The 19,377-nt window shown below is 67.5% G+C and carries 22 protein-coding genes; 13 read left to right on the forward strand and 9 right to left on the reverse strand.

Annotated elements, in window-relative coordinates:
• Positions 1-36: 36 nt before the first annotated feature.
• Complete coding sequence (locus DAA40_RS11365) at positions 37-267, reverse strand: N-acetyltransferase (RefSeq protein WP_158716392.1); 231 nt, start codon at positions 265-267, stop codon at positions 37-39.
• Here DAA40_RS11365 and DAA40_RS11370 point away from each other — a divergent pair.
• Positions 266-1,318 (forward strand): DNA polymerase IV, encoded by a 1,053-nt coding sequence (locus DAA40_RS11370; RefSeq protein ID WP_106849824.1) that lies wholly within the window; start codon positions 266-268, stop codon positions 1,316-1,318. The two genes, DAA40_RS11365 and DAA40_RS11370, sit on opposite strands and share 2 nt — an antisense overlap.
• 88 nt (positions 1,319-1,406) lie before the next feature.
• Complete coding sequence (locus tag DAA40_RS11375; protein WP_106849825.1) at positions 1,407-1,931, forward strand: gamma carbonic anhydrase family protein; 525 nt, start codon at positions 1,407-1,409, stop codon at positions 1,929-1,931.
• Between the two features lie 71 nt (positions 1,932-2,002).
• Here DAA40_RS11375 and DAA40_RS11380 read toward each other — a convergent pair whose 3' ends face one another.
• Positions 2,003-2,335, reverse strand: a complete 333-nt coding sequence (locus DAA40_RS11380) for an Lsr2 family protein (protein WP_106849826.1) — start codon at positions 2,333-2,335, stop codon at positions 2,003-2,005.
• A gap of 96 nt (positions 2,336-2,431) precedes the next feature.
• A complete protein-coding gene (locus DAA40_RS11385) occupies positions 2,432-2,659 on the reverse strand; it encodes a hypothetical protein (RefSeq protein ID WP_106849827.1) in 228 nt (75 codons plus the stop codon).
• A gap of 188 nt (positions 2,660-2,847) precedes the next feature.
• Between DAA40_RS11385 and DAA40_RS11390 the strand changes: the two genes are divergently transcribed.
• Positions 2,848-4,101 carry an MFS transporter gene (locus DAA40_RS11390; protein ID WP_158716393.1) on the forward strand — a complete coding sequence of 418 codons (1,254 nt, stop codon included), beginning with the start codon at positions 2,848-2,850 and terminating at the stop codon, positions 4,099-4,101.
• Positions 4,102-4,404: 303 nt separating this feature from the next.
• Here DAA40_RS11390 and DAA40_RS11395 read toward each other — a convergent pair whose 3' ends face one another.
• Positions 4,405-4,914 carry a DUF4112 domain-containing protein gene (locus DAA40_RS11395; protein ID WP_106849829.1) on the reverse strand — a complete coding sequence of 170 codons (510 nt, stop codon included), beginning with the start codon at positions 4,912-4,914 and terminating at the stop codon, positions 4,405-4,407.
• 39 nt (positions 4,915-4,953) lie between these two features.
• Between DAA40_RS11395 and DAA40_RS11400 the strand changes: the two genes are divergently transcribed.
• Entirely contained in the window at positions 4,954-5,847 is an 894-nt protein-coding gene (locus tag DAA40_RS11400) for an LLM class flavin-dependent oxidoreductase (protein WP_106849830.1), read from the forward strand.
• A 172-nt stretch (positions 5,848-6,019) separates the two neighbouring features.
• Here DAA40_RS11400 and DAA40_RS11405 read toward each other — a convergent pair whose 3' ends face one another.
• Positions 6,020-6,832 (reverse strand): acyl-CoA thioesterase II, encoded by an 813-nt coding sequence (locus DAA40_RS11405; protein WP_106849831.1) that lies wholly within the window; start codon positions 6,830-6,832, stop codon positions 6,020-6,022.
• A 154-nt stretch (positions 6,833-6,986) separates the two neighbouring features.
• On the opposite strand from DAA40_RS11405, the gene DAA40_RS11410 reads away from it, so the two are divergent.
• The 3 genes from DAA40_RS11410 (at position 6,987) to DAA40_RS11420 (ending at position 9,053) form a co-directional block, all read left to right on the forward strand.
• Positions 6,987-7,664, forward strand: coding sequence for a nitroreductase (locus tag DAA40_RS11410; RefSeq protein ID WP_106849832.1), 678 nt, complete (start codon positions 6,987-6,989; stop codon positions 7,662-7,664).
• 133 nt (positions 7,665-7,797) lie between these two features.
• Positions 7,798-8,184, forward strand: a complete 387-nt coding sequence (locus tag DAA40_RS11415; RefSeq protein WP_106849833.1) for a hypothetical protein — start codon at positions 7,798-7,800, stop codon at positions 8,182-8,184.
• Entirely contained in the window at positions 8,169-9,053 is an 885-nt protein-coding gene (locus DAA40_RS11420; protein ID WP_106849834.1) for an ABC transporter substrate-binding protein, read from the forward strand. Before DAA40_RS11415 ends, DAA40_RS11420 begins: the two co-directional genes overlap by 16 nt.
• An 81-nt stretch (positions 9,054-9,134) precedes the next feature.
• Here the strand turns inward: DAA40_RS11420 and DAA40_RS11425 are convergent, their stop codons facing one another.
• Both DAA40_RS11425 and DAA40_RS11430 read right to left on the reverse strand, forming a co-directional pair.
• Positions 9,135-9,326, reverse strand: coding sequence for a ferredoxin (locus DAA40_RS11425; RefSeq protein WP_106850139.1), 192 nt, complete (start codon positions 9,324-9,326; stop codon positions 9,135-9,137).
• Complete coding sequence (locus DAA40_RS11430; protein WP_106849835.1) at positions 9,326-10,624, reverse strand: cytochrome P450; 1,299 nt, start codon at positions 10,622-10,624, stop codon at positions 9,326-9,328. Before DAA40_RS11430 ends, DAA40_RS11425 begins: the two co-directional genes overlap by 1 nt.
• 267 nt (positions 10,625-10,891) lie before the next feature.
• Between DAA40_RS11430 and DAA40_RS11435 the strand changes: the two genes are divergently transcribed.
• Positions 10,892-11,401 (forward strand): DedA family protein, encoded by a 510-nt coding sequence (locus tag DAA40_RS11435; protein ID WP_106849836.1) that lies wholly within the window; start codon positions 10,892-10,894, stop codon positions 11,399-11,401.
• Between the two features lie 110 nt (positions 11,402-11,511).
• On the opposite strand, the gene DAA40_RS11440 is transcribed toward DAA40_RS11435, so the two are convergent.
• A complete protein-coding gene (locus DAA40_RS11440; RefSeq protein ID WP_106849837.1) occupies positions 11,512-13,050 on the reverse strand; it encodes an acyl-CoA synthetase in 1,539 nt (512 codons plus the stop codon).
• A 241-nt stretch (positions 13,051-13,291) separates the two neighbouring features.
• Complete coding sequence (locus tag DAA40_RS11445) at positions 13,292-14,308, reverse strand: hypothetical protein (RefSeq protein ID WP_106849838.1); 1,017 nt, start codon at positions 14,306-14,308, stop codon at positions 13,292-13,294.
• A gap of 164 nt (positions 14,309-14,472) precedes the next feature.
• On the opposite strand from DAA40_RS11445, the gene DAA40_RS11450 reads away from it, so the two are divergent.
• From DAA40_RS11450 to DAA40_RS11470, 5 genes are all read left to right on the forward strand, one after another.
• Entirely contained in the window at positions 14,473-15,291 is an 819-nt protein-coding gene (locus tag DAA40_RS11450; RefSeq protein WP_106849839.1) for an N-formylglutamate amidohydrolase, read from the forward strand.
• Positions 15,284-16,456, forward strand: coding sequence for a flavohemoglobin expression-modulating QEGLA motif protein (locus tag DAA40_RS11455; RefSeq protein ID WP_106849840.1), 1,173 nt, complete (start codon positions 15,284-15,286; stop codon positions 16,454-16,456). The genes DAA40_RS11450 and DAA40_RS11455 overlap by 8 nt, the downstream gene beginning before the upstream one ends.
• Positions 16,453-17,493, forward strand: a complete 1,041-nt coding sequence (locus tag DAA40_RS11460) for a glutathione synthetase (protein ID WP_106849841.1) — start codon at positions 16,453-16,455, stop codon at positions 17,491-17,493. Before DAA40_RS11455 ends, DAA40_RS11460 begins: the two co-directional genes overlap by 4 nt.
• 148 nt (positions 17,494-17,641) lie before the next feature.
• Positions 17,642-18,169, forward strand: a complete 528-nt coding sequence (locus DAA40_RS11465; protein WP_106849842.1) for a type 1 glutamine amidotransferase domain-containing protein — start codon at positions 17,642-17,644, stop codon at positions 18,167-18,169.
• A gap of 43 nt (positions 18,170-18,212) precedes the next feature.
• The gene (locus DAA40_RS11470; protein WP_199849715.1) at positions 18,213-19,049 is read left to right on the forward strand and encodes a thioesterase family protein; all 837 of its coding nucleotides are present in this window, start codon (positions 18,213-18,215) and stop codon (positions 19,047-19,049) included.
• Positions 19,050-19,377 lie beyond the last annotated feature (328 nt).

Raw genomic sequence — 19,377 nt, forward strand, 5'->3', positions numbered from 1 at the left:
ACCCGCTTGGCGGTGTCGTGGGGCGGTGTCTACCCGTCAAGCCGAGGGAGGATCGCGCCGGAAGCACCACCGCGGGATCAGCCCAGGGGTGTCGAGGTGGCCGACCATCTCGAAGCCGAGGTACTCGTACAGAGCCACATTGCGCTCATTGTTGGTCTCCAGCCGTATCGGACGGTTCTCGGCGTCCGCCCGGGCGATACCGGAGTCGATCAGGCGTCGCGCCAGCCCGCCACCTCGTGCCGCCGGCACATGGCAGGATCGCCCCATGCCCGCGAAGACACGGGACTTCTCGTACCTCCTCCACGTCGACCTGGACCAGTTCCAGGTCGCGGTCGAGCGCCAGCGTGACCCCTCGCTGCACGAGAAGGTGGTGATCGTCGGCGGCAACGGCGATCCGACGGAGCCGCGCAAGGTCGTCACCTGCGCGTCGTACGAGGCGCGGGCACTCGGCGTCCACGCCGGCATGCCGCTGCGCAGCGCACACCGCAAGGCGCCGGACGCCGTCTGGCTGCCCACCGACCACAAGACGTACGACGACTGGTCGGCCCGGGTGATGTCCACGCTGCGCGCAATCGCACCGGCCGTCGAGATCTGGGGCTGGGACGAGGCCTTCGCGGGCTGCGAGGACGACCCGGTGCAGCTGGCTTCCCAGGTGCGAGCCGCGATCGCCGACAGCACTGGGCTTTCGTGCGCGGTCGGCATCAGCGACAACAAGCAGCGCGCCAAGATGGCAACCGGTTTCGCGAAGCAGTCGATCGAGCGGGTGTTCGTGCTCGACGAGCACAACTGGCTGCCTCTCATGGGTGATCGGCCCTGCATCGACCTGTGGAGCGTCGGGCCGCGGATCTCCCGGCGGTTGGCTGCCCTCGGCGTCCACAGGGTTCACGACCTGATCGCCACCGACCGCGAGGACCTGGTGGCCGCCTTCGGCACACACCAGGGGAACTGGCTGTACGTCCTCGCTCGCGGCTGGGGTGATCGCAGCATCGTCGTCGAGCCGGAGGCGGCGAAGTCGCACAGCAAGGTCGAGACCTTCCCCCACGACCTGGTGGAGCCCGCGGAGATGCGCCGCGAGCTGTCGCGCCTCACCGCCGAGCTGCGCGAGCAGGTCGTTGCCGAGGGCCGTGAGGTGTTCCGCGTCGCAGTGACGGTCCGGACGGCGTCCTTCTGGACCCGCACCAAGTCGCGCAAGCTTCCAGAGCCGACGACCGACCTCGCCGTCCTCGAACCCGCCGTCCTGGCGCTCCTGGAGAAGTTCGAGCTGGACCGGCCGGTGCGGCTGCTCGGGCCCCGCTTCGACCTGGTCCCGCTCGACTGACTTACCGGCACGCGGTGGGTTCTACTACGCTAACGGCGATCTAGCTGTCAATAGCCACCGCATGCGAGGAACTGACGGGAGCCCGCCCATGCCGTTGTACGAGTTCGAAGGCACGTCGCCGACCATTCACGAGACCGCGTTCATCGCCCCGACCGCGAGCGTGATCGGGGATGTGACCATCGAGGAGGGCGCCTCGGTCTGGTACGGCACCGTCCTGCGAGCCGACTTCGGCCCGATCTGGATCCGCCGCGGCGCCAACGTGCAGGACAACTCGACGCTGCACGGCGGCCCGGACGGCGTGGAGATCGGCGAGGGCGCCACCGTCGGGCACAACTGCGTCGTCCACGGCGCCCGCGTGGGCAAGGAGGCGCTGATCGGCAACGGAGCGATCGTGCTGGACGGCGCCGTGATCGGCGACGGCACCCTGGTCGCCGCCGGAGCAGTCGTCACGCCGAGCACCGAGATCCCATCGGACCGGCTGTGGGTCGGCGCGCCTGCGAAGGACAAGGGCGAGATCAGCGGCTGGCCGAAGCAGTGGGCGACCAGCAACCAGCAGACCTACCGCGACCTCGCGCAGCGGCACAAGTCCACGGTCACCGAGGTCGAGAACTAGCCAACCGTCCCGGCCACACCACCGGTTGTTTTGTGCACCTTCCGGGCGACGTCGCCCGGAAGGTGCACAAATTAACCGGTGGCGGCTTCGTAGGCCTCGACGATCGCGGCGGGGACCCGCCCGCGGTCGTTGACGTCGTAGCCGTTGGCGCGGGCCCACTCGCGGATCGCGCCCGTCTCCCCGGCGGACGACGAGGCTGCGCCCGACCGGCCGGACGTCGAGAGCAAGCGCGCACCGCCGACCTTTACTCCTGCCTCGATGAACTCGCCGAGCGCGGCCCGCAGCCGCTGCCGGTTGTGCTCGGCGAGGTCGATCCGCCAGGTCTCGCCGTCCAGCGAGAAGGTCACCTCGCGGGCGTCCTCGCTGCCGTCGAGATCGTCGATGACGATGGTCTTGCGGGCCATCCATTACTCCTTCGGATCGGTCTGCACCCCAGCCTACGCAACTCGGCGTTCGTGCTCAGCGGGACACGGGCCACCGCGGCTGACCCGCCGATCGCTCTACCGGGCGGGCACCGGCTGCGCGTCGTAGATGGCGGCCGTCAGCAGACGGCGCGCATCACGCTGGGTCAACGGTTCGAAAGAGGTCTCGACGTCCGGTACGTCCAGGCCCAGGTGCTGCGCGCGGGAGCGCAGCATGGTGCCCTTGCGACGCGGCGGACGACGCTCGGCCAGCATCACCCGATCGGCGAGCTGGATGTCGAAGATCCCGTCACCAGTCAGCTGCATGTTCCACCTCCTCATGGTCTACGAGTGCTGCTAGTGCTTGACACGCCCAGTGTGCGGGCGGCGTGTTGCCGGCCGCGGCACCGAGCGTGTCATGTTGGTTAACACCTCGGGGATGCAAAAGATGCCCGCGCGGGCGATGATCCGCCTCACCTCTGGACGGATCGCGCCCTGCCGTACAGTCTGGGTTCGTGAGCACTGCGAAATTTCCCGGCCGGCAGGTGATCGCCGGCGGCTTCCTGTCGCTCACCGTGACCTCGGGGCTGTCCTTCTACGGTCTCGCGGTCTATCTCAACGCCTTCAGCAACGAGCGCGGCTGGAGCCTGTCCTCGATCTCGCTGGCCACGACCGTATTCTTCGTGACCGGCGGAGTGATCGGGCTGGCGGTGGCGCGGGCGATCTCGCGCTTCGACGTCCGCCACGTCATGCTGGTCGGCGCGGTGCTGGGCGCTGCGGCGCTGGCGCTGCTCGGGCAGGTCACCTCGCCGTGGATGCTCTACCTCGACTACGTCGTCTTCGCGATCGGGTTCGCCGCCGCCGGGCTGATCCCGGTCACTACGGTGGTGACCCGGTGGTATGTCACGGGCCGGTCGGTGGCGCTGTCGATCGCCTCCACGGGGCTGTCCGTCGGCGGCATGGTGCTGACTCCCACGGCGAAATGGCTCACCGACCACATAGGGCTCGCCGCCGCGACCCCGATCCTCGCCGCGATCTGGCTCGTGGGCACGGTTCCGGTCATCGTGTGGATGATCAAGCCCGACCCCCGTCCTCTGGGCTGGTTGCCTGACGGACGACGAGCGGCGCCCGATCACGTGCATCGTCCGCCGACCGGGGCGATCTTCGCCGAGGCGGTCCGCAGCCGGTTCTTCCGGCTCATCGCGGTGGCGTTCGTGCTGCTGATGGGCGCCCAGGTCGGCGGCCTGCAACAGGTCGTGAAGCTCACCGAGGAACGCGTGGGTTCGACGGCGGCGGCATTCATCGTGCTGGTCATCTCCGCGATGTCGGTGGTCGGGCGGTTGCTGGCCGGGCGCAACATCCACCGGGCGCCGATGGGGCTGGTCGCGGTCGTCCTCGGCGTGATCCAGGGCCTGATGCTCATCGCGCTGGCGTTCGCGACCGAGACCTGGCTGTTCTTCGCGATCGCGGCGGTCTTCGGCGCCACCATCGGCAATGTTCTGATGCTCCAGTCGCTGATCATCGGGCAGCACTTCGGCGTCCGCGACTACGCGCGCCTGTTCAGCCGGCTGCAGCTGGTGGTCGTCATCGGGACGGCCGGTGGGCCCTTCCTGCTCGGCTGGCTCTACGACCTCTCGGGCAACTACGTCGTGTCGTACGCCGTCGCCGGTGTCCTATCGATCCTGGGCGCTGCCGTCATGTGGCTCGCCGGCCCGGTCGACGACTACCCGGTCGACGACGACGAGGCCCCGTCGCAGTCACTCCCGTGAGCCGGCCCGCGGCCGCTAGATCGAACGGGTGGTTCGGATAGGCAGAGTGCATCGCGGGACGGCCCCAGCACGCACCGGACCGTCGTCCTCTGATCGGAGCGCTCGATGTCCAGCTGCTCCACGATGCGGCGCACGATCGCCAACCCCGTGCATCGACTCGTCACCGAGGTCGATGCACGGGGTGCCCGCCGCGGGCGGTCGGGTCGGTGTCATAGATCGCGACGATGCCGCACATGCTCGTTCTCAGTCTTCAGCTCGAAGGGGCCAACCTGCAGCCTACGTCGCACCGCGGCGGCATCCGGGCTAGATCGCACCGATCAGCTTGAGCACCCCGAACACCAGCAGCCCGACCATCACGAGCGCTGCGACGACGAACGCAACGACCATGAGCACCGCTCGCGTCACGTAGGCGCGGACGTCGGCATCGACGTGCTTCCCTTCTGCGACAGTCTTCTCGAGCAAGCGGTAGTTCTTGCGGTTGGCACGATGCGCGACGTCCGCGGCATCACCCACGACCGGCACGAATCCCAATCCGGTGTCGATCAGCATGTTGAATCCCATGCGCGCCAGGATGTGCAACGGAACCCGCTGACGGACGGCGTCCACCAGGATCGCGCTCGACAGGCCGGTGCCCACGAGATCGCCGACGCCTGGGACGAGCCCGATCAGGCCGTCCAGCCCGACTCCGAACTGGGTGCCGGGGACCTTGACGAGATCGTCGGTCAGCCGGGCCAGTGCACGGGAGGTGCTGATGTCGCCGTACTGCCGGGCCGGCGCCGATGCGGCCGACGGCACGGGCCGCGGGGATGTCATGAGTCAGACGGTAGTGCACCACGGCGCTAGGCTGCGGACATGGACATCAGCTTGTGGCTGCCACCCGACCGCCCGTGGCAGGAGCTTCGCGACCTGGCCACGCGCGCCGAGCAGGCCGGCTGGGACGGCTTGTGGCTCGCCGACCACTTCATGGCCAACACGCCGGAGCCGAACGACACGCCGGTCGGCGAGTGCCTGGCCCAGCTGGCGGCGCTCGCGGCCGTCGTACCGCGGGTCCGCATCGGCCCACTCGTCGTGGGCAACACCTACCGGCATCCGGCGGTGCTGATGAAGACCGCCGCCGCGATCGACGAGGTCAGCGGCGGGCGTTTCGTCCTCGGCGTCGGGGCCGGCTGGCAGGTCAACGAGCATGCGGCGTACGGCATCGACCTGGGCACCGTGCGCGAGCGGCTGGCGTGGTTCCGCGAGGCATGCCAGATCTGGACGTCGCTGCGCGACCAGCAGCGCACCACCGTCGCCGGCGAGCGCTACCAGCTCACCGATGCGCCGCTGCAGCCCAAGCCGGTCGGCCCGATGCCGCTGCTCATCGGCGCCAGCGGCGAGAAGGTGATGGCGCGGATCGTCGCCGAGTACGCCGACGAGTGGAACACCTGGGCGACGCCGGAGATCTTCGCCCACAAGACGGCGGCGTACTCGCGGGCCTGTGAGCAGCGCGGCCGGGACCCTCAGTCGTTGCGCCGCTCCACCCAGGCGCTCATCTTCATCGGCGAGGGCGCGGCGGCGAAGGCCGCGGAGGTCTCGAGGAAGCGGCCGGCGATCGGCGGCACCACGACCGAGCTGGTCGACATCCTGGGCCGGTACGCCGAGCTCGGCGTCGACGAGTTCATCGTGCCCACCATGGGCCGCGGTAGCACCGCCGAGATCAACGAATTCGCCGACCAGTTCCGCCAGGACGTCGCCGCCCAGCTCTAGGACGTCGTTCGGCCCGCTCTAGGACGGCGTCCGCCCCGGGGCGGCGGGCGGCCCCGGGCGAGCGGGCTTCGCGCGAGCGAGAGGGCTTACGGTGAGCAGGCGGAGATTAAAGCCCTCCTGCTGCCGACTACCCCTCTTGCCGACCACGAGTCCGCCCGACGGGATCGCCTCGTCAGCCCTTGTAGTAGACGATCTGATGGCTGCTGGCCAGCAGCGTGCCGTCGTGGCCCCACAGCTGCGCGGACTGGTCAAAGAACCCCCGGTCGAAACGCGCCCCCTTCGCGGTGGCGAGTAGATGCTCGCTGCCCTGCGCGGCGACCTCTGCAGCATCGGCATGGAAATAGACCGTCATCGATACCGTGCCGATCGGCATCTGCTGGCCGGTGCGCACGTAGACCCGTGGAAAGAACACATCGCACAGCGCCGTCAGCGAGGCGAAGTCCAGCGGACGCGGCGGCTGGTCCCGGGTCCACATGATCGTCGTCGAGCTGTCGTTGGGCTGGCCGGTGAAGCTGAGCGGGCCTTGAACGAAGCGCATCTCGTACTGCTGCGGCCACGCCATCGGCGGCTTCTCCGCCAGCGGGACGGCGTCCGGCTCGGGTGCCTGCGGAGGCCTCGCCTCCGTCTCGGACCAGGTATCGCGGTGGACGCCGGTCACCGCGGTGGCCGTCGCCACGACGTGGTCCTCCTGGGTCATCTCGATGATCCAGTGCTGGGTCGAGCGGTTGGTGCGCACGCACCGGGTGAGGATGTCGAACTCCCCCGGCGAGACGGCAGCGACGAAGTTCGTGGTGAATGCGACCGGGTCGCCCAGCCGCTCGTCCTGCAGCTCCACCGCGCGGAGCATCACCGCGGCGGTGACACCGCCGAACGGCCCGATCATGTTGGCGTAGGGCTCGGTCGTCCGCCCCCGCATGCGGCCCTCTCCGACGGCCTCCAGCGCCATCGCATCGTCGAACGCGTGGATGTCGGGCTGGTCAGGCATGAGGATCTCCGTCGGCGCCGGTGTCGGTTCTCGACCGCCAAGGTATCGCAGACCGCTCTGACGGAGACGTCGCCGTCGTCCCGAGCATGGCATCCTGGCCTCGGCACTGTCCCAGTGCGAATCGAGCAGCTCGAGCGAAAGGTCAAGAACCACAGTGAAGTACGACGAGGTGGTGCTCGGACGGCGCAGCATTCGCGGGTACAAGCCCGACCCGGTGCCCCGCGCGGTCATCCGAGAGGTGATCGAGATGGCGATGCGGGCGCCGTCCTCCCTGAACACACAGCCGTGGCACTTCTACGTCGTCACCGGTGAGCCGCTGGATCGCATCCGCGCCGGCAATACCGAGCGCAACCTCGCCGGCGTTCCGCACTCCCGGGAGTTCCGGGTCAGCGAGCAGTACCAGGGGGAGCACCGCGAGCGGCAGATCGAGATCGCCAAGCAGCTCTTCGCGGCGATGAGCATCGAGCGACACGACAAGGCAGCCCGGCAGGACTGGGTGCTTCGCGGCTTCCGTCAGTTCGACGCACCGGTCTCGATCGTGATCACCTACGACCGAGAGCTGCTCGACAACGACATCGCGCCCTTCGACTGCGGCGCGGTCACGAACGCTCTGGTGAACGCCGCGTGGTCGCGGGGTCTCGGCTGCGTGATCAACAGCCAGGGCATCATGCAGTCACCGGTCGTACGCGAGCACGCCGGTATCGCCGACGACGAGGTCATCATGATCTGCGTGGCCATGGGCTATCCCGATGAGACCTTCCCGGCGAATGATGTCGTCTCGCGCCGTAAATCAATCGAGGACGCCGCCGTCTGGGTCGGCTTCGATTCCTAAGCGTGGCCGGCTCGTGGTCCTTAGCATCGCGAATGAACTGAGACGGACGCCTCGACGTTAAATTCTTGTTTACCCCCGAGTAGCCTGCGAACCTGACATCGATGTAAAGAAACTATCGACGTCTGGAGCACACATGGGTCGCCTCGTCCGCACCACCGCCGGCCTCGGAATGGCCGCCACCCTCGTTCTCACCGGCTGCTCGACCAAGGCGAGCAACCAAGGTGGCGGTGACGGCGGTGATTTCAAGACGGACTTCGGCGTCACCGACTCCGAGATTCACCTGCTCGAGATCGAAGACCTTTCCGGCGTCTTCCGGGTGCAGTCCCTCGCCTACACGTACGGCATCAAGATCTGGGCCGACGAGGTCAACGAGGCCGGTGGCATCTGCGAGCGCGACATCGTCGTCAACGTCAAGGACTCCAACTACAAGACCGATCTGGCGGTGAGCCTCTACGAGGCCGAGAAGGGCAACTCCCTGGGCATGGTCAGCCTAGTCGGCTCCCGATGCTCGCCGCGCTGAAGACCAAGATCGATGCCGACAAGATGCTCACGGTGCCCGGCTCGTGGGCCTCAGTGAACCTGGACTCCGACGCGATCCTGATGCTCGGCCAGACCTACGACGTCGAGATGATCAACGGCCTTGCGTACCTACAGAAGGAGGGCCTCATCGCGGACGGCGACACCGTCGGGCACATCTACGTCGACTCGGAGTTCGGCCAGAACGGATTCCTCGGCGCGACCGAGTACGCCAAGCACCACGACATCAACCTGATCGGCGCCAAGATCTCGGCTACCGACACCGACATGACGGCGACCATCACAAAGCTGAAGGCGGACGGTGTCAAGGCGATCGCGTTGTCGGTGCCGCCGGCAGCCACCGGCTCCGTCGCGATCCAGAACCAGGTGCAGGGCCTGAACGTGCCACTGGTCGGCAACAACCCGGCGTACGCCCCGACCCTGCTCACCGACGCGGCCGTCGAGGCGGGCCTGGAGAACTTCTATCTCGTGCAGTCGACCGCTCCGGTCAGCACCGACATCGAGAAGGCGAAGGATCTGCTCGAGAAGTACAAGGGCATGTCGCAGGACCCGCCGAACATCGGCACCAACATGGCCTACGTGTGGGGCCTGACCTACGGCCAGGTTCTCAATACCGCGTGCGAGGACGGCGACATGACCCGCCAGGGCCTGCTCGACGCGCGCAAGAAGATCACCTCGGTGACCAGCGACGGACTGATGGGCGAGCAGGATCTCTCCGACCCGGGTGCGCCGTCCACCCGAGAGGCGTACATCCTCGAGGCCGACAAGGCCGCGGAGGGCGGCCTGAGCATCGTCGAGGATCTGCATGCATCCGACGAGGCCAAGGAGTACAAGACGCCGTACCAGAAGTAGCGGGCTACGACGAGAACTCACGATGCGGGGCTGAGAGCGAATCACAGCCCCGCATCGCGTTCGTTGCTCGGACCGACCGCGCTAGTCCTCGATCGTGATGGCCTGCTTCGGGCAGCGCACCGCGGCCTGCTCGACTGCGTCGTACAGGTCCTCGGAGGGGTTCTCCTGCAGCACGTGGAGGTAGTCCTCGTCGTCCAGCCTGAAGACCTCGGGTGCGGTCTCCATGCAGATCCCGTTCGACTCGCACACGTCGAAGTCAACGATCACCTTCATCACAGCGCCTTTCCCGTACCACCTGGGGTGAACTGAACCTTGAGTCGCTTCACCCCGGTCACCAAGGGCATCGCGGCCGGGTCGAGCAGCTCGGGCGGCTCGATTGCCTGAATATCGGGCAACCGGGCGAACAGCTTCTGGAACATGACCGACAGCTCGCGACGAGCGAGGTGCGCGCCGAGGCAGAAGTGCGGTCCCGGTCCCCCGAACCCGACGTGCGGATTGTGCTTGCGCAGCACGTCGAACCTGTCCGGGTCGCTGAACACCGCCTCGTCGCGGTTCGCCGAGCCGTAGAACATGACGACCTTCTCGCCCTTCGTGAACTCGCGACCGCCCAGCGTCGTGTCTCGCGTGGCGGTGCGGCGCATGAACACCACCGGAGCCCCGTAGCGGACGATCTCCTCCACTGCCGTCGGTGCGACCCCGGCCGGATCCTGCTGCCAGATTCGCCGCTGGTCGGGGTTTTGGCTCAGGTAGTGCATACCGTGGCTGATCGCGGTGCGGGTGGTGTCGTTGCCCGCCACGGCGAGCAGGATGAAGAACGGCGCTAGCTCCTCAGGGGTCAGCACGTCCTCGCCGACGTCCGCGTTCACCAGCTGGGAAGTCAGGTCGTCGGTAGGGTTCTTACGACGGTGCTCAGCGAGCTCCTGCATGAGCGCAACGAGTGTCAGCGCGCCGTTGAACGCGGCTTGCATGGGGTCTTCTTCGGTCCGGAACTCCGAATCACCGGCGCCCAGGATCTTGTTCGTGGCGTCGGCGACGGTCTTGAACTCGCTGCGCGGGATGCCCATCATGTCGCAGATGATGAGCAGCGGGAACGGGATCGACACCGACTCGACGAGGTCGATCTCGCCCTTGTCGATGATGCCGTCGATGATCTCGTCGGCGACGTCCGAGACATTGTCGAGCACCTTGGCGAGCTGGCGGGGAGTGAAGCGACGCGCGACGATGCCGCGCTGGCGCTTGTGCTTCGGGTCGTCCATCACGATGAACGACCCGAAGAACTCGTTGGCCTCGGCCGACAGATCGGTGACGGACGTCGATCCGAGCCCGGAGCACCAGACCTCCGGGGTGCGGCTGACCTCCATGACGTCGGCGTAGCGGGTGAGTGCCCAGTAACCGGGCCCCCTCGGGATGCCGAGCACGGGCGCGGGCTCAGGCTCTTCGAAGAACGCGATGGGTTTGTGGCGACGCAAGGCGGCGAAGCCGGCCTGACGCTGCTCGAGCGGCAATCGCCAGAAGTCCGGGTCGGTCAGGTTGATCGACTCGACGTCGATCTCGTTCTCGGTGGTCGTCATCGAGGGTTGCTCCTTCTCGGGCCCCAGCGGCAGACCGCACGACCGGGTTACCGGGTTGACGCCCCGCGGCTGCGATCGGCATCGGTGTGGCGTAGATCGCACCTTAGTTCGGGGTGCGCCCCGAGACAAGGCCGGCTCTGGGGCAGCGCCACCTCCGACGCGGAGGCGGGCCGACGCGGTGAAGGTACCCTTGCCTGGGAGGCGAGGAGGGCTCATGCGACCGGTAGGCGGGACGCCGCGCCACTGGCCTCGTGGTGACGCACGCTGATGTTCGACGAGATCCTCTCCTGGCCGTTCGCGTTCGTTCTGCCGACACTCTGGGCGATCGGGTTCGCTCGGGCGAACGGCACCTATTGGGTCGGCCGCGGCGCCAACCGCGGCTACCGCGAGGTCCGTTCCGAGCGCCGGGAGAACCCGACCTACCAGCGCGCGATCGTACTGCTGCATCGGTACGGCGTCGTCGCCGTCGCGCTGTGCTTCGTCACCATCGGGCTGCAGACAGCGGTCCTGCTGGCCGCCGGCGCCACCCGCATGCCGCTGCGGCGGTTCATCCCCGCCACGGCGGTCGGCGCGACGCTCTGGTCAGTTCTCTACTCGACCGTCGGCCTGGCCGTCGTCCACGCCTGGCTGCTGGCGGTCGCCGGCAGCTGGTGGGCGGCCATTGGGCTCGTCGCCCTGGTATTCCTCGGCGGGGTAGCGCTGTTGCTGCGCCGCCGCCGGCAGCGCATCGACGACGCCGTCGCAGCCGAGACGGCCAAGCACATCCCCGCCGACTAAGCCGGCGCGATGAAAACTACGCAGATCCGGCACCCAAAGAGCACATTGCACTCGACGGTCCAGATCTGCGTAGTTACGGTCGACACCCGACCCGATGACCGCCCTGGGAGCTAGCCAGCACTGCCGTCGTACAGCGCGACCACCTGCCGCTTGACGAGCTTGCCGGTCGGGGTCCGCGGTAGCTCGTCGACGAAGTCCACCGAGCGCGGAAGCTTGAAGCCGGCGATCCGCTCACGCAGGAAGTCCACGATCTCCCGGGCCAGCTCGTCCGATGGCGTCACATCCTCGCGGGGCTGGACGACCGCCTTGACCTGCTGGCCCATCTCTGGGTCGGGCAGGCCGATCACCGCGACGTCGTACACCGCCGGGTGCAGGGCCAGCGCGTTCTCGATCTCCTGCGGATAGATGTTGACGCCGCCGGAGATGATCATGAACGCCTTGCGGTCGGTCAGGAACAGGAAGCCGTCCTCGTCGAGGTACCCGATGTCGCCGACCGTCGTCCACAGCGGGTTCTTCGGGTTGCGCGACTCCTGGGTCTTCTCCGGTGAGTTGTGGTACTCGAAGATCTCCTCATCCCGCTCGAAGTAGACCATGCCCGCCTCGCCAGTCGGCAGCTCGTTGCCCTCATCGTCACAGATGCGCACGGTTCCCAGGGCTGCTTTCCCGACGGTGCCCGGCTTCTGGAGCCAGGCCTCCGAGGTCACGATCGTCATGCCGGCACCCTCGGTCGAGGCGTAGTACTCGACCAGCACCGGTCCCCACCAGTCGATCATCGCCTGCTTGACCTCGGGCGGGCAGGGAGCGGCGGCGTGGATGCACACCCGGAGCGTCGAGTGGTCGTACTGCTCGCGCACCTCCTCCGGTAGCTGCAGCATGCGCACGAACATGGTGGGCACGACCTGGGTCGCGGTGATCTGGTACTTCTCAATCGCGGCCAGCATCGGCTCCGCCTCGAAGCGCTCCATCATCACCACCGTGCCGCCGAGCGCCTGGACGGTGGCACACCACCGCAACGGCGCGGCATGATACACCGGCGCGGGGCTGAGGTACACGGTCTGGTCGTCCATTCCGAAGAACATGGAGGCGAGCACGACCAACGCGTTGCCGGGCTCGTCGATCCGCCGGTCGGGGAGGGCGGCCTTGATCCCCTTAGGACGACCGGTCGTGCCCGAGGAGTACAGCATGTCTGCTCCGCTGGGCATGTCCTCCAACGGCTCCCCCGCGCCCGCGATCAGGGCATCCATGTCGGTAAAGCCCTCGATGGATCCAGCGAACGCGATCCGGTGCTCCACCGCGGCGACCTGGTCCGCCGATCGGCTGGCGAGCTCGCCGACCGAGCCGCTGGCGAAGACGGCCTTGGCGCCGCAATCCTCAAGTATGTAGGCGATCTCGCCGTCCGTCAGGTGAAAGTTAATGGCCGTGATGTAGAGCCCGGAGCGCAATGCTGCCCAGTAGGCAACGAAGCACTCGGCCTGGTTGTCCGACACCATCGCGAACACGTCACCCTTGCGCAGCCCCAGGTCGTGCAGCGCCCGGGCCAGCTTGGCCGACTTCTCCTCGAGCTCGGCGTAGGTCAGCTGCTCGCCGGAACCGGCCATGATGATCGCCGGCTTATCCGGGGTGGTCTGGGCATGGGCACCTGGGTACATGGGCACGCTCCGCTGGTCGGTCGAGTGGATTGTTTGACCGCAGCATAGACATAACGTGGGCTGCGCCACACCCTTCGCCGCGCTTCAGTTATGATTGAAATATCAACCAAGTGTCTAGGGGGAGGATCGCCTCACCTCCTCCAACCAGCTCAGCCTCACTACGCGACATTGGCGCCGACGCCACCGATGTTGGTGGCGTAGGCGCCAATGCCCTTTGGGCGGCGGGGATCAGCGGCGGGCGTCAGGTCGTGAAGCGGTCCCGGACGGCGGCTGCGACCGCTTCCGGGGTCGTGTCCACCATGGCCTCGTCGTGCAGCTTCTCGAAGTAGGTCACATCGCTGCGGTACATGGGATCGGCGTTCGAGCGGCTCACGATCCGCCACAGCAGCGAGTACTTGTCGCTGCGCCGGGGCCCACCTCCGTACAGCGCCCAGTTGAACGAGGTCAGATTGAGCTCGTAGTAGGTGCCGAAGACCGCCGACATGGTCGCCGCGAGGTCGGCCACGTCGTACTCGGTGAGGTCGGTGATGTCCTCGCAGCCGTCGACGATCGCCCACACCTCGTGAAAGCCCAGCGGCGCCCACGGGGTGAGCACCGACACCCGACCGCTCTGCCCGATCCACCGCGGGCCACCCTCCTCTGCCTCGATCAGGTCGGACCAGTACGACTCGCCCGACCACTCGTTAGACAGCTGGACCAGCCGCCGCTGCGTCGATGTGCCGAAGTCGTCGTGCGCGGACTGCGCATGCGGGTGCACCAGGCTGCTGCCGCTCGGCGGGAGGTAGTTGGCGTTGACCGACGACCACATCGGACGCAGGGCGTGGACGCCCTTGGTGTAGGCGACGAACCCGTTCATGAGGTCCTCGACCCGCTCGGCAGTCAGCTCGTCGAGATCGACGAAGTGTCGCGTGGTGTCGTACAGGCCGACCGACGAGAACTCGGAGTACGCCATAACGTTGGGCACGATCGCGCTCGCGCCGCGCCGGATTCGGCCCTCGTCCGTGATCGCCGCGTCGAAGATGCCGGTCGCCATCTCGATCTTGCTCTCGCAGAACGGGCAGAACGGCGGCTCGGCGATAAGTGCGGAAAGGTCGGGGCGCTCGGTCGGGGCCAGCTTGGTGCCGGTGATCAGGCGCGAGCTGCGGCCCGACAACGGATCGATGCGGATCGTGAGGGGCACCTCGATGATCGACGTCGGGTTGGTGAGCTCGGGGACGCGCGCGGTGATCTCATGCTGAACGAATGCGATGTCGGCCATGCGTTCACCCTATCCGCAGGACGCCGCTGCACAACTGGATCGTCCGCGCGGCCCGACGGGCCGTCTGGCCGGCTGGGCGGCCGGTCGCTTGGCGGGTGTGAGGCTGCGCCGCGATCTGCGGGTTCGGCGGGCGACGCCGTCCGAGAGATGGTAGTTCTGGTTGCATGCCCCGATCCAGTAGCGATTCTCCGTCCCACGACTCAGTATTCGAGCTGATCGGTGACTGGAGCGGACAGCTCGTCACCACCGCCATCCACACCGGCCACGACCTACGCAGCGCGGTCGCCGATGCGATGGTGCTCGACGAGCAGACCAGATTCCGCGAAGAGGACCCCTTCACCGACCGGATCGGTGAGCGGATGCCCGCCCGGGTGATCGTGCATCGCTCTCGCTTCGAGATCGACCTGAACCGTTCCCGCGAGGAGGCCGTCTACCGCACGCCGGAGGACTGCTGGGACCTGGAGGTCTGGCGCGAGAACCCGCTCGACGAGAAGCTGGTCGAGGGCAGCCTCGAGCTGTACGACGACTTCTACTCGAAGCTGGCGGCGCGGCTCGACGAGGTCGCGGCCCGCGGGCCGTTCGTGCTGTACGACGTCCACTCCTATAACCACCGGCGGGACGGCGCCGAGGGCGACCCTTCTCCGCAAGAGGACAACCCCGACGTCAACGTCGGCACCGGCTCGCTCGATCGGGACCGGTTCGGCCCGGTGGTCGATGCGTTCATGACAAGCCTCGGGCAGGTCGAGACCTCCACTGGGCAGATGGACGTGCGCGAGAACGTCCGCTTCAAGGGCGCCAACCTGGCCCGGTGGACGCACGAGCGCTACCCGGGCGTCGGCTGCGCCCTCGCCTTGGAGTTCAAGAAGACGTTCATGGACGAATGGACCGGCGTCCCCGACGAGGCCCGGCTCGACGAGCTGGCGGCCGCGCTGGAGAAGACGGCTGCGCCGGTACTCGAGGCACTGAAGCAGATCCGTGGATAGAAAAGGGACGACACTCTCTGAGCACGACCTGCAGATCGACGCCCAGCTGGCAGAGCTCGCGGGCAGTTTCCAGTTCCTGCTCGGCGTGTCGCCGACCAACGCCGATCACTTCCGGGACGAGTTCGTCGCCGGCAAGCTCACCGAGCCGGACTTCGACTACCGTCCGCTCGCGATCGACCCGGCAGAGCTCAAGCGGCGGCTGGCGAGGATCGACGTCTCGCAAGTCGAGGACAGCACGCTGGGCAGCCTGCTGCGCGCCAAGCACCATGAGATCGAGCTGCAGCTCGACATGCTCGAGGCTCGCTGCACGGAGGACTTCCTGACGTTGAGCATCGAGCTGTACGGCGCGATCACCCCGACGCTGCGCAGGCAGGCGGAAGGAGTGCTGCAGGCAGTCAGCGCACCCTCGCCGAAGCAGAACGTCCTGAACGCCCATGAGTTCCTAGACATGGCCTGCGACGAGCTCAACCGCTACCGGGCCGAGGCGCCGGGAATCGACGTGGACGCCGAGATCCGCGACGACGTGGTCGGCGTGATGGTCTCGGGCAACATGCTGCTCATCGGAGCCGACCTTACGGTGACCGGTCAGCGCGCGTACGCCCTGCTGCAGCACGAGGTCGGCACGCACCTGGTCACCCAGATCAACGGGGCCGACCAGCCGATCACCTGCCTGGGAACGGGGCTGGCCGGCTACGACGAGACCCAGGAAGGTTTGGCCGTCCTCGCCGAGATCGCCTGCGCGGGCCTGACTACCGCGCGGCTGCGTCAGCTCGCCGGCCGAGTGCTGACCGCGCACCGGCGGGTCCACGGGGCGAGCTTCGTTGAGGCCTTCCAGGCGCTGCTGGACGACGGCTTTCAGAGCCGCGGCGCGTTCATCACGACGATGCGCGCCTACCGCGCCGGCGGGATGACCAAGGACGCGATCTACCTCCGCGGGCTGGTCGACCTCCTGGGGCACCTCCGCAACGGCGGCCCTCTTGAGCTGTTGTGGCGCGGCAAGTTCGCCCTTGAGGATCTCCCGCATATCGAGGATCTCGCCGAGCGCGGCATCCTCCGGCCCGCTTTGGTACGACCGCACTATCTGGAGGATCCGAAGAGCACCACCCGCCTCGTCGAGGCGGCACGGGTCACCGACCTGACAGCCCTCACTCAAGGAGCAGCATGAAGATCGGCTTCGTCGTAAACGACGTCAGCACCGAGAAGCACGTCTACACCACCACCCGGCTCGCGATGACCGCTACTAACCTCGGCCACGAGGCCTGGCTGATGGGCATCGGCGACTTCGCCTACGAGCCGGATGGGTCGCTCTCGGCGATGTGCCGCAAGAGCACCGCGAAGTCGTACAAGTCGCTGGAGAAGTACCTCGCCGACGTCCAGAAGGGGCGCGGTCACCAAAAGTGCATCGACGAGTTCGACGTCGTGATGCTGCGCAGCGACCCGGCGGACGACGCCGAGAGCGCTCCGTGGGCGAACAACGCGGGAGTCGCATTCGGCCAGCTGTTCGCGGCGGCCGGCGTCCTCGTGGTGAATGATCCGAACAGCCTCGCTAACGCGCTGTCGAAGGCCTACTTTCAGCACTTCCCGGAGATCGTCCGGCCGCGGACGCTGATCTCCCGGGACGAGGGCATGATCAGTGACTTCGTGAAGGACCTGGGCGGCAGGGCCGTGCTCAAGCCGCTGCAGGGCTCTGGCGGCAGTGGCGTCTTCCTCGTCAACAGCAAGGAGTCGCCCAACCTGTCGCAGATCATCGAGGCGATCTCGCGCGACGGTTACGTGGTCGCGCAGGAGTTCCTGCCCGAGGCCAAGAACGGCGACATCCGGATGTTCGTGATGAACGGCAGCCCGCTGAAGGTCGACGGGAACTATGCCGCGTTCCGGCGGGTCAGCCAGAGCGCCGACATCCGCTCGAACATGTCGGCGGGCGGCACCGCGGAGGCGGTCGAGGTCACCGACGAGATGCTGCAGATGGTGGACGTCGTCCGCCCGAAGCTGATCGCCGACGGCATGTTCCTGGTCGGGCTGGACATCGTGGGCGACAAGCTCATGGAGGTCAACGTCTTCTCCCCCGGCGGGCTCGGTAGCTGCCAGTCGCTGTACAAGACCGACTTCGCGCCGGCGATCATCGAGGATCTCGCCCGCAAGGTAGCGATCCGGCAGCACTACGGCATCTCGCTGGACAACTCCCAGCTCGCCACCATCTAACGACACGCTCCTCTATGTCGGCTGGCCGGCAGAGACGTCTCAGCGTCAACGATGCCAGCAACCAGGTCGCTGAGCGCTCGTGGTTAGCACTCGGTCGATCGGGTAGAAGTACCTGCAGACCTGAACCCGAGACTGATCGGAGCGTTCCATGGCACGCAAGATCGCATTCCTCGTCGCCCCTGAAGGTATCGAGCAGCAGGAGCTCATCGATCCGTGGCAGGCGGTCACGGATGCCGGTCACGAGCCGGTGCTGCTGAGCACCGAATCCGGCGAGGTGCAGATGTTCAAGCATCTGGACAAGGCCGACACTCAGCAGGTCGACGCGCTCGTTGCGGACGCCGAGCCTGCGGAGTACGACGCGCTTGTACTGCCGGGCGGGGTGGCCAATCCCGACGCGCTGCGCATGGACGAGAACGCCGTCGAGTTCGTGCGTGAGTTCGTCGGCAGCGGTCGACCGGTCGCCGTGATCTGCCACGCGGCCTGGATGCTGGTCGAGGCGGACGTTGTGTCCGGACGCAAGCTCACCTCGTGGCCGAGTCTGCAGACCGACGTCCGCAATGCCGGCGGCGAGTGGGTCGACGAGGAGGTCGTCATCGACGAGAACCTCATTACCAGCCGCAAGCCCGACGACCTGCCTGCGTTCTGCGACGCACTGCTGGAGGCGATCGGCGAGTAGGCCGACCGGGTGCTCGGCACGAGGATCCCCTAGGCTCTCGACCATGCGCCCTGCCGAGCACCGCGATAACGACTCACCCTTCGAACGATTCGCCGCCGCCACCGCGATGAGTAGATCGGCCGGCGGCGAGTGGGCCGGGCGCATTCACGACGGCTGGGACATCGTGGGCAACGCCAACGGCGGCTACCTGCTCAGTCTGCTGGCGCGGGCGTTGCGCGACGAGAGTGGCCGCCCGGACGTCGTGTCGATGACCGCGCACTATCTCTCCCCCGGCCGACCGGGTCCGGTCTTGGCGCGGCCGCGGGTGCTGAAGTCGGGCAAGTCGTTCACGACGGTCACTGGTGAGATGTACGCCGGCGACCGACTATTGCTCCACGCGACGGGCGCCTTCGGGGATCTGGACGAGACCTCTGGCAGTGTCGAGCGAGTGAATGCCGGGCCACCAGAGCTGCCTGCGCCGGAGCATTGCGTACGCGCCGTCCCGGGCGAGAAACCCTTCCCTCCGCCGGTTATGCACAACTATGAGCTGCGGTTGCATCCCGACGATGTCGGGTTCCTGCGTGGCGAGCCGCACGGCGAAGCGCTCGTTCGCGGCTGGTTCCGGCTGCTGGACGACGAGCCGATGGACTCGATCGCTTTGCTGCTGGCGATCGACGCGTTCCCGCCGACTGCGTTCAACGCGGCGCTGCCGGTCTCGTGGACACCGACCGTCGAGCTCACCACGCACGTCCGCGCGCGGCCGCGGACCACCTGGCTGCGCTGCGAGTTCACCACCCGGTTCGTCAGCAACGGCTTTCTCGAGGAGGACGGCGTGGCGTGGGACGACAACGGCTGGATGGTGGCGCAGAGTCGCCAGCTCGCCCTCGTCCCCCGCGGCTGACTCCACGGCCGTCGAGCGAGGGAGCGCCAGCGACCGACGCCGACACGCCGCACCCTCCCGGCAGCACCACACCCCACGGTCGCCGAGCGAGGGAGCGCCAGCGACCGACGCCGACACGCCGCACCCTCCCGGCAGCACCACACCCCACGGTCGCCGAGCGAGGGAGCGCCAGCGACCGACGCCGACACGCCACAACCTCCCGGCAGCACCACACCCCACGGTCGTCGAGCGAGGGAGCGCCAGCGACCGACGCCGACACGCCGCACCCTCCCGGCAGCACCACACCCCACGGTCGTCGAGCGAGGGAGCGCCAGCGACCGACGCCGAG

Source organism: Blastococcus sp. Marseille-P5729, from assembly GCF_900292035.1.
In the GTDB taxonomy this organism is placed as follows: Bacteria; Actinomycetota; Actinomycetes; order Mycobacteriales; family Antricoccaceae; genus Cumulibacter.

Excerpts from the sequence above, each read along its gene's own strand:
- DAA40_RS11370 (WP_106849824.1), top strand. The coding sequence starts at position 266 with ATGCCCGCGAAGACACGGGACTTCTCGTACCTCCTCCACGTCGACCTG.
- DAA40_RS11365 (WP_158716392.1), bottom strand. The coding sequence starts at position 267 with ATGGGGCGATCCTGCCATGTGCCGGCGGCACGAGGTGGCGGGCTGGCG.
- DAA40_RS11375 (WP_106849825.1), top strand. The coding sequence starts at position 1,407 with ATGCCGTTGTACGAGTTCGAAGGCACGTCGCCGACCATTCACGAGACC.
- DAA40_RS11380 (WP_106849826.1), bottom strand. The coding sequence starts at position 2,335 with ATGGCCCGCAAGACCATCGTCATCGACGATCTCGACGGCAGCGAGGAC.
- DAA40_RS11385 (WP_106849827.1), bottom strand. The coding sequence starts at position 2,659 with ATGCAGCTGACTGGTGACGGGATCTTCGACATCCAGCTCGCCGATCGG.
- DAA40_RS11395 (WP_106849829.1), bottom strand. The coding sequence starts at position 4,914 with ATGACATCCCCGCGGCCCGTGCCGTCGGCCGCATCGGCGCCGGCCCGG.
- DAA40_RS11400 (WP_106849830.1), top strand. The coding sequence starts at position 4,954 with ATGGACATCAGCTTGTGGCTGCCACCCGACCGCCCGTGGCAGGAGCTT.
- DAA40_RS11405 (WP_106849831.1), bottom strand. The coding sequence starts at position 6,832 with ATGCCTGACCAGCCCGACATCCACGCGTTCGACGATGCGATGGCGCTG.
- DAA40_RS11415 (WP_106849833.1), top strand. The coding sequence starts at position 7,798 with ATGGGTCGCCTCGTCCGCACCACCGCCGGCCTCGGAATGGCCGCCACC.
- DAA40_RS11420 (WP_106849834.1), top strand. The coding sequence starts at position 8,169 with ATGCTCGCCGCGCTGAAGACCAAGATCGATGCCGACAAGATGCTCACG.
- DAA40_RS11425 (WP_106850139.1), bottom strand. The coding sequence starts at position 9,326 with ATGAAGGTGATCGTTGACTTCGACGTGTGCGAGTCGAACGGGATCTGC.
- DAA40_RS11430 (WP_106849835.1), bottom strand. The coding sequence starts at position 10,624 with ATGACGACCACCGAGAACGAGATCGACGTCGAGTCGATCAACCTGACC.
- DAA40_RS11435 (WP_106849836.1), top strand. The coding sequence starts at position 10,892 with ATGTTCGACGAGATCCTCTCCTGGCCGTTCGCGTTCGTTCTGCCGACA.
- DAA40_RS11440 (WP_106849837.1), bottom strand. The coding sequence starts at position 13,050 with ATGTACCCAGGTGCCCATGCCCAGACCACCCCGGATAAGCCGGCGATC.
- DAA40_RS11445 (WP_106849838.1), bottom strand. The coding sequence starts at position 14,308 with ATGGCCGACATCGCATTCGTTCAGCATGAGATCACCGCGCGCGTCCCC.
- DAA40_RS11450 (WP_106849839.1), top strand. The coding sequence starts at position 14,473 with ATGCCCCGATCCAGTAGCGATTCTCCGTCCCACGACTCAGTATTCGAG.
- DAA40_RS11460 (WP_106849841.1), top strand. The coding sequence starts at position 16,453 with ATGAAGATCGGCTTCGTCGTAAACGACGTCAGCACCGAGAAGCACGTC.
- DAA40_RS11465 (WP_106849842.1), top strand. The coding sequence starts at position 17,642 with ATGGCACGCAAGATCGCATTCCTCGTCGCCCCTGAAGGTATCGAGCAG.
- DAA40_RS11470 (WP_199849715.1), top strand. The coding sequence starts at position 18,213 with ATGCGCCCTGCCGAGCACCGCGATAACGACTCACCCTTCGAACGATTC.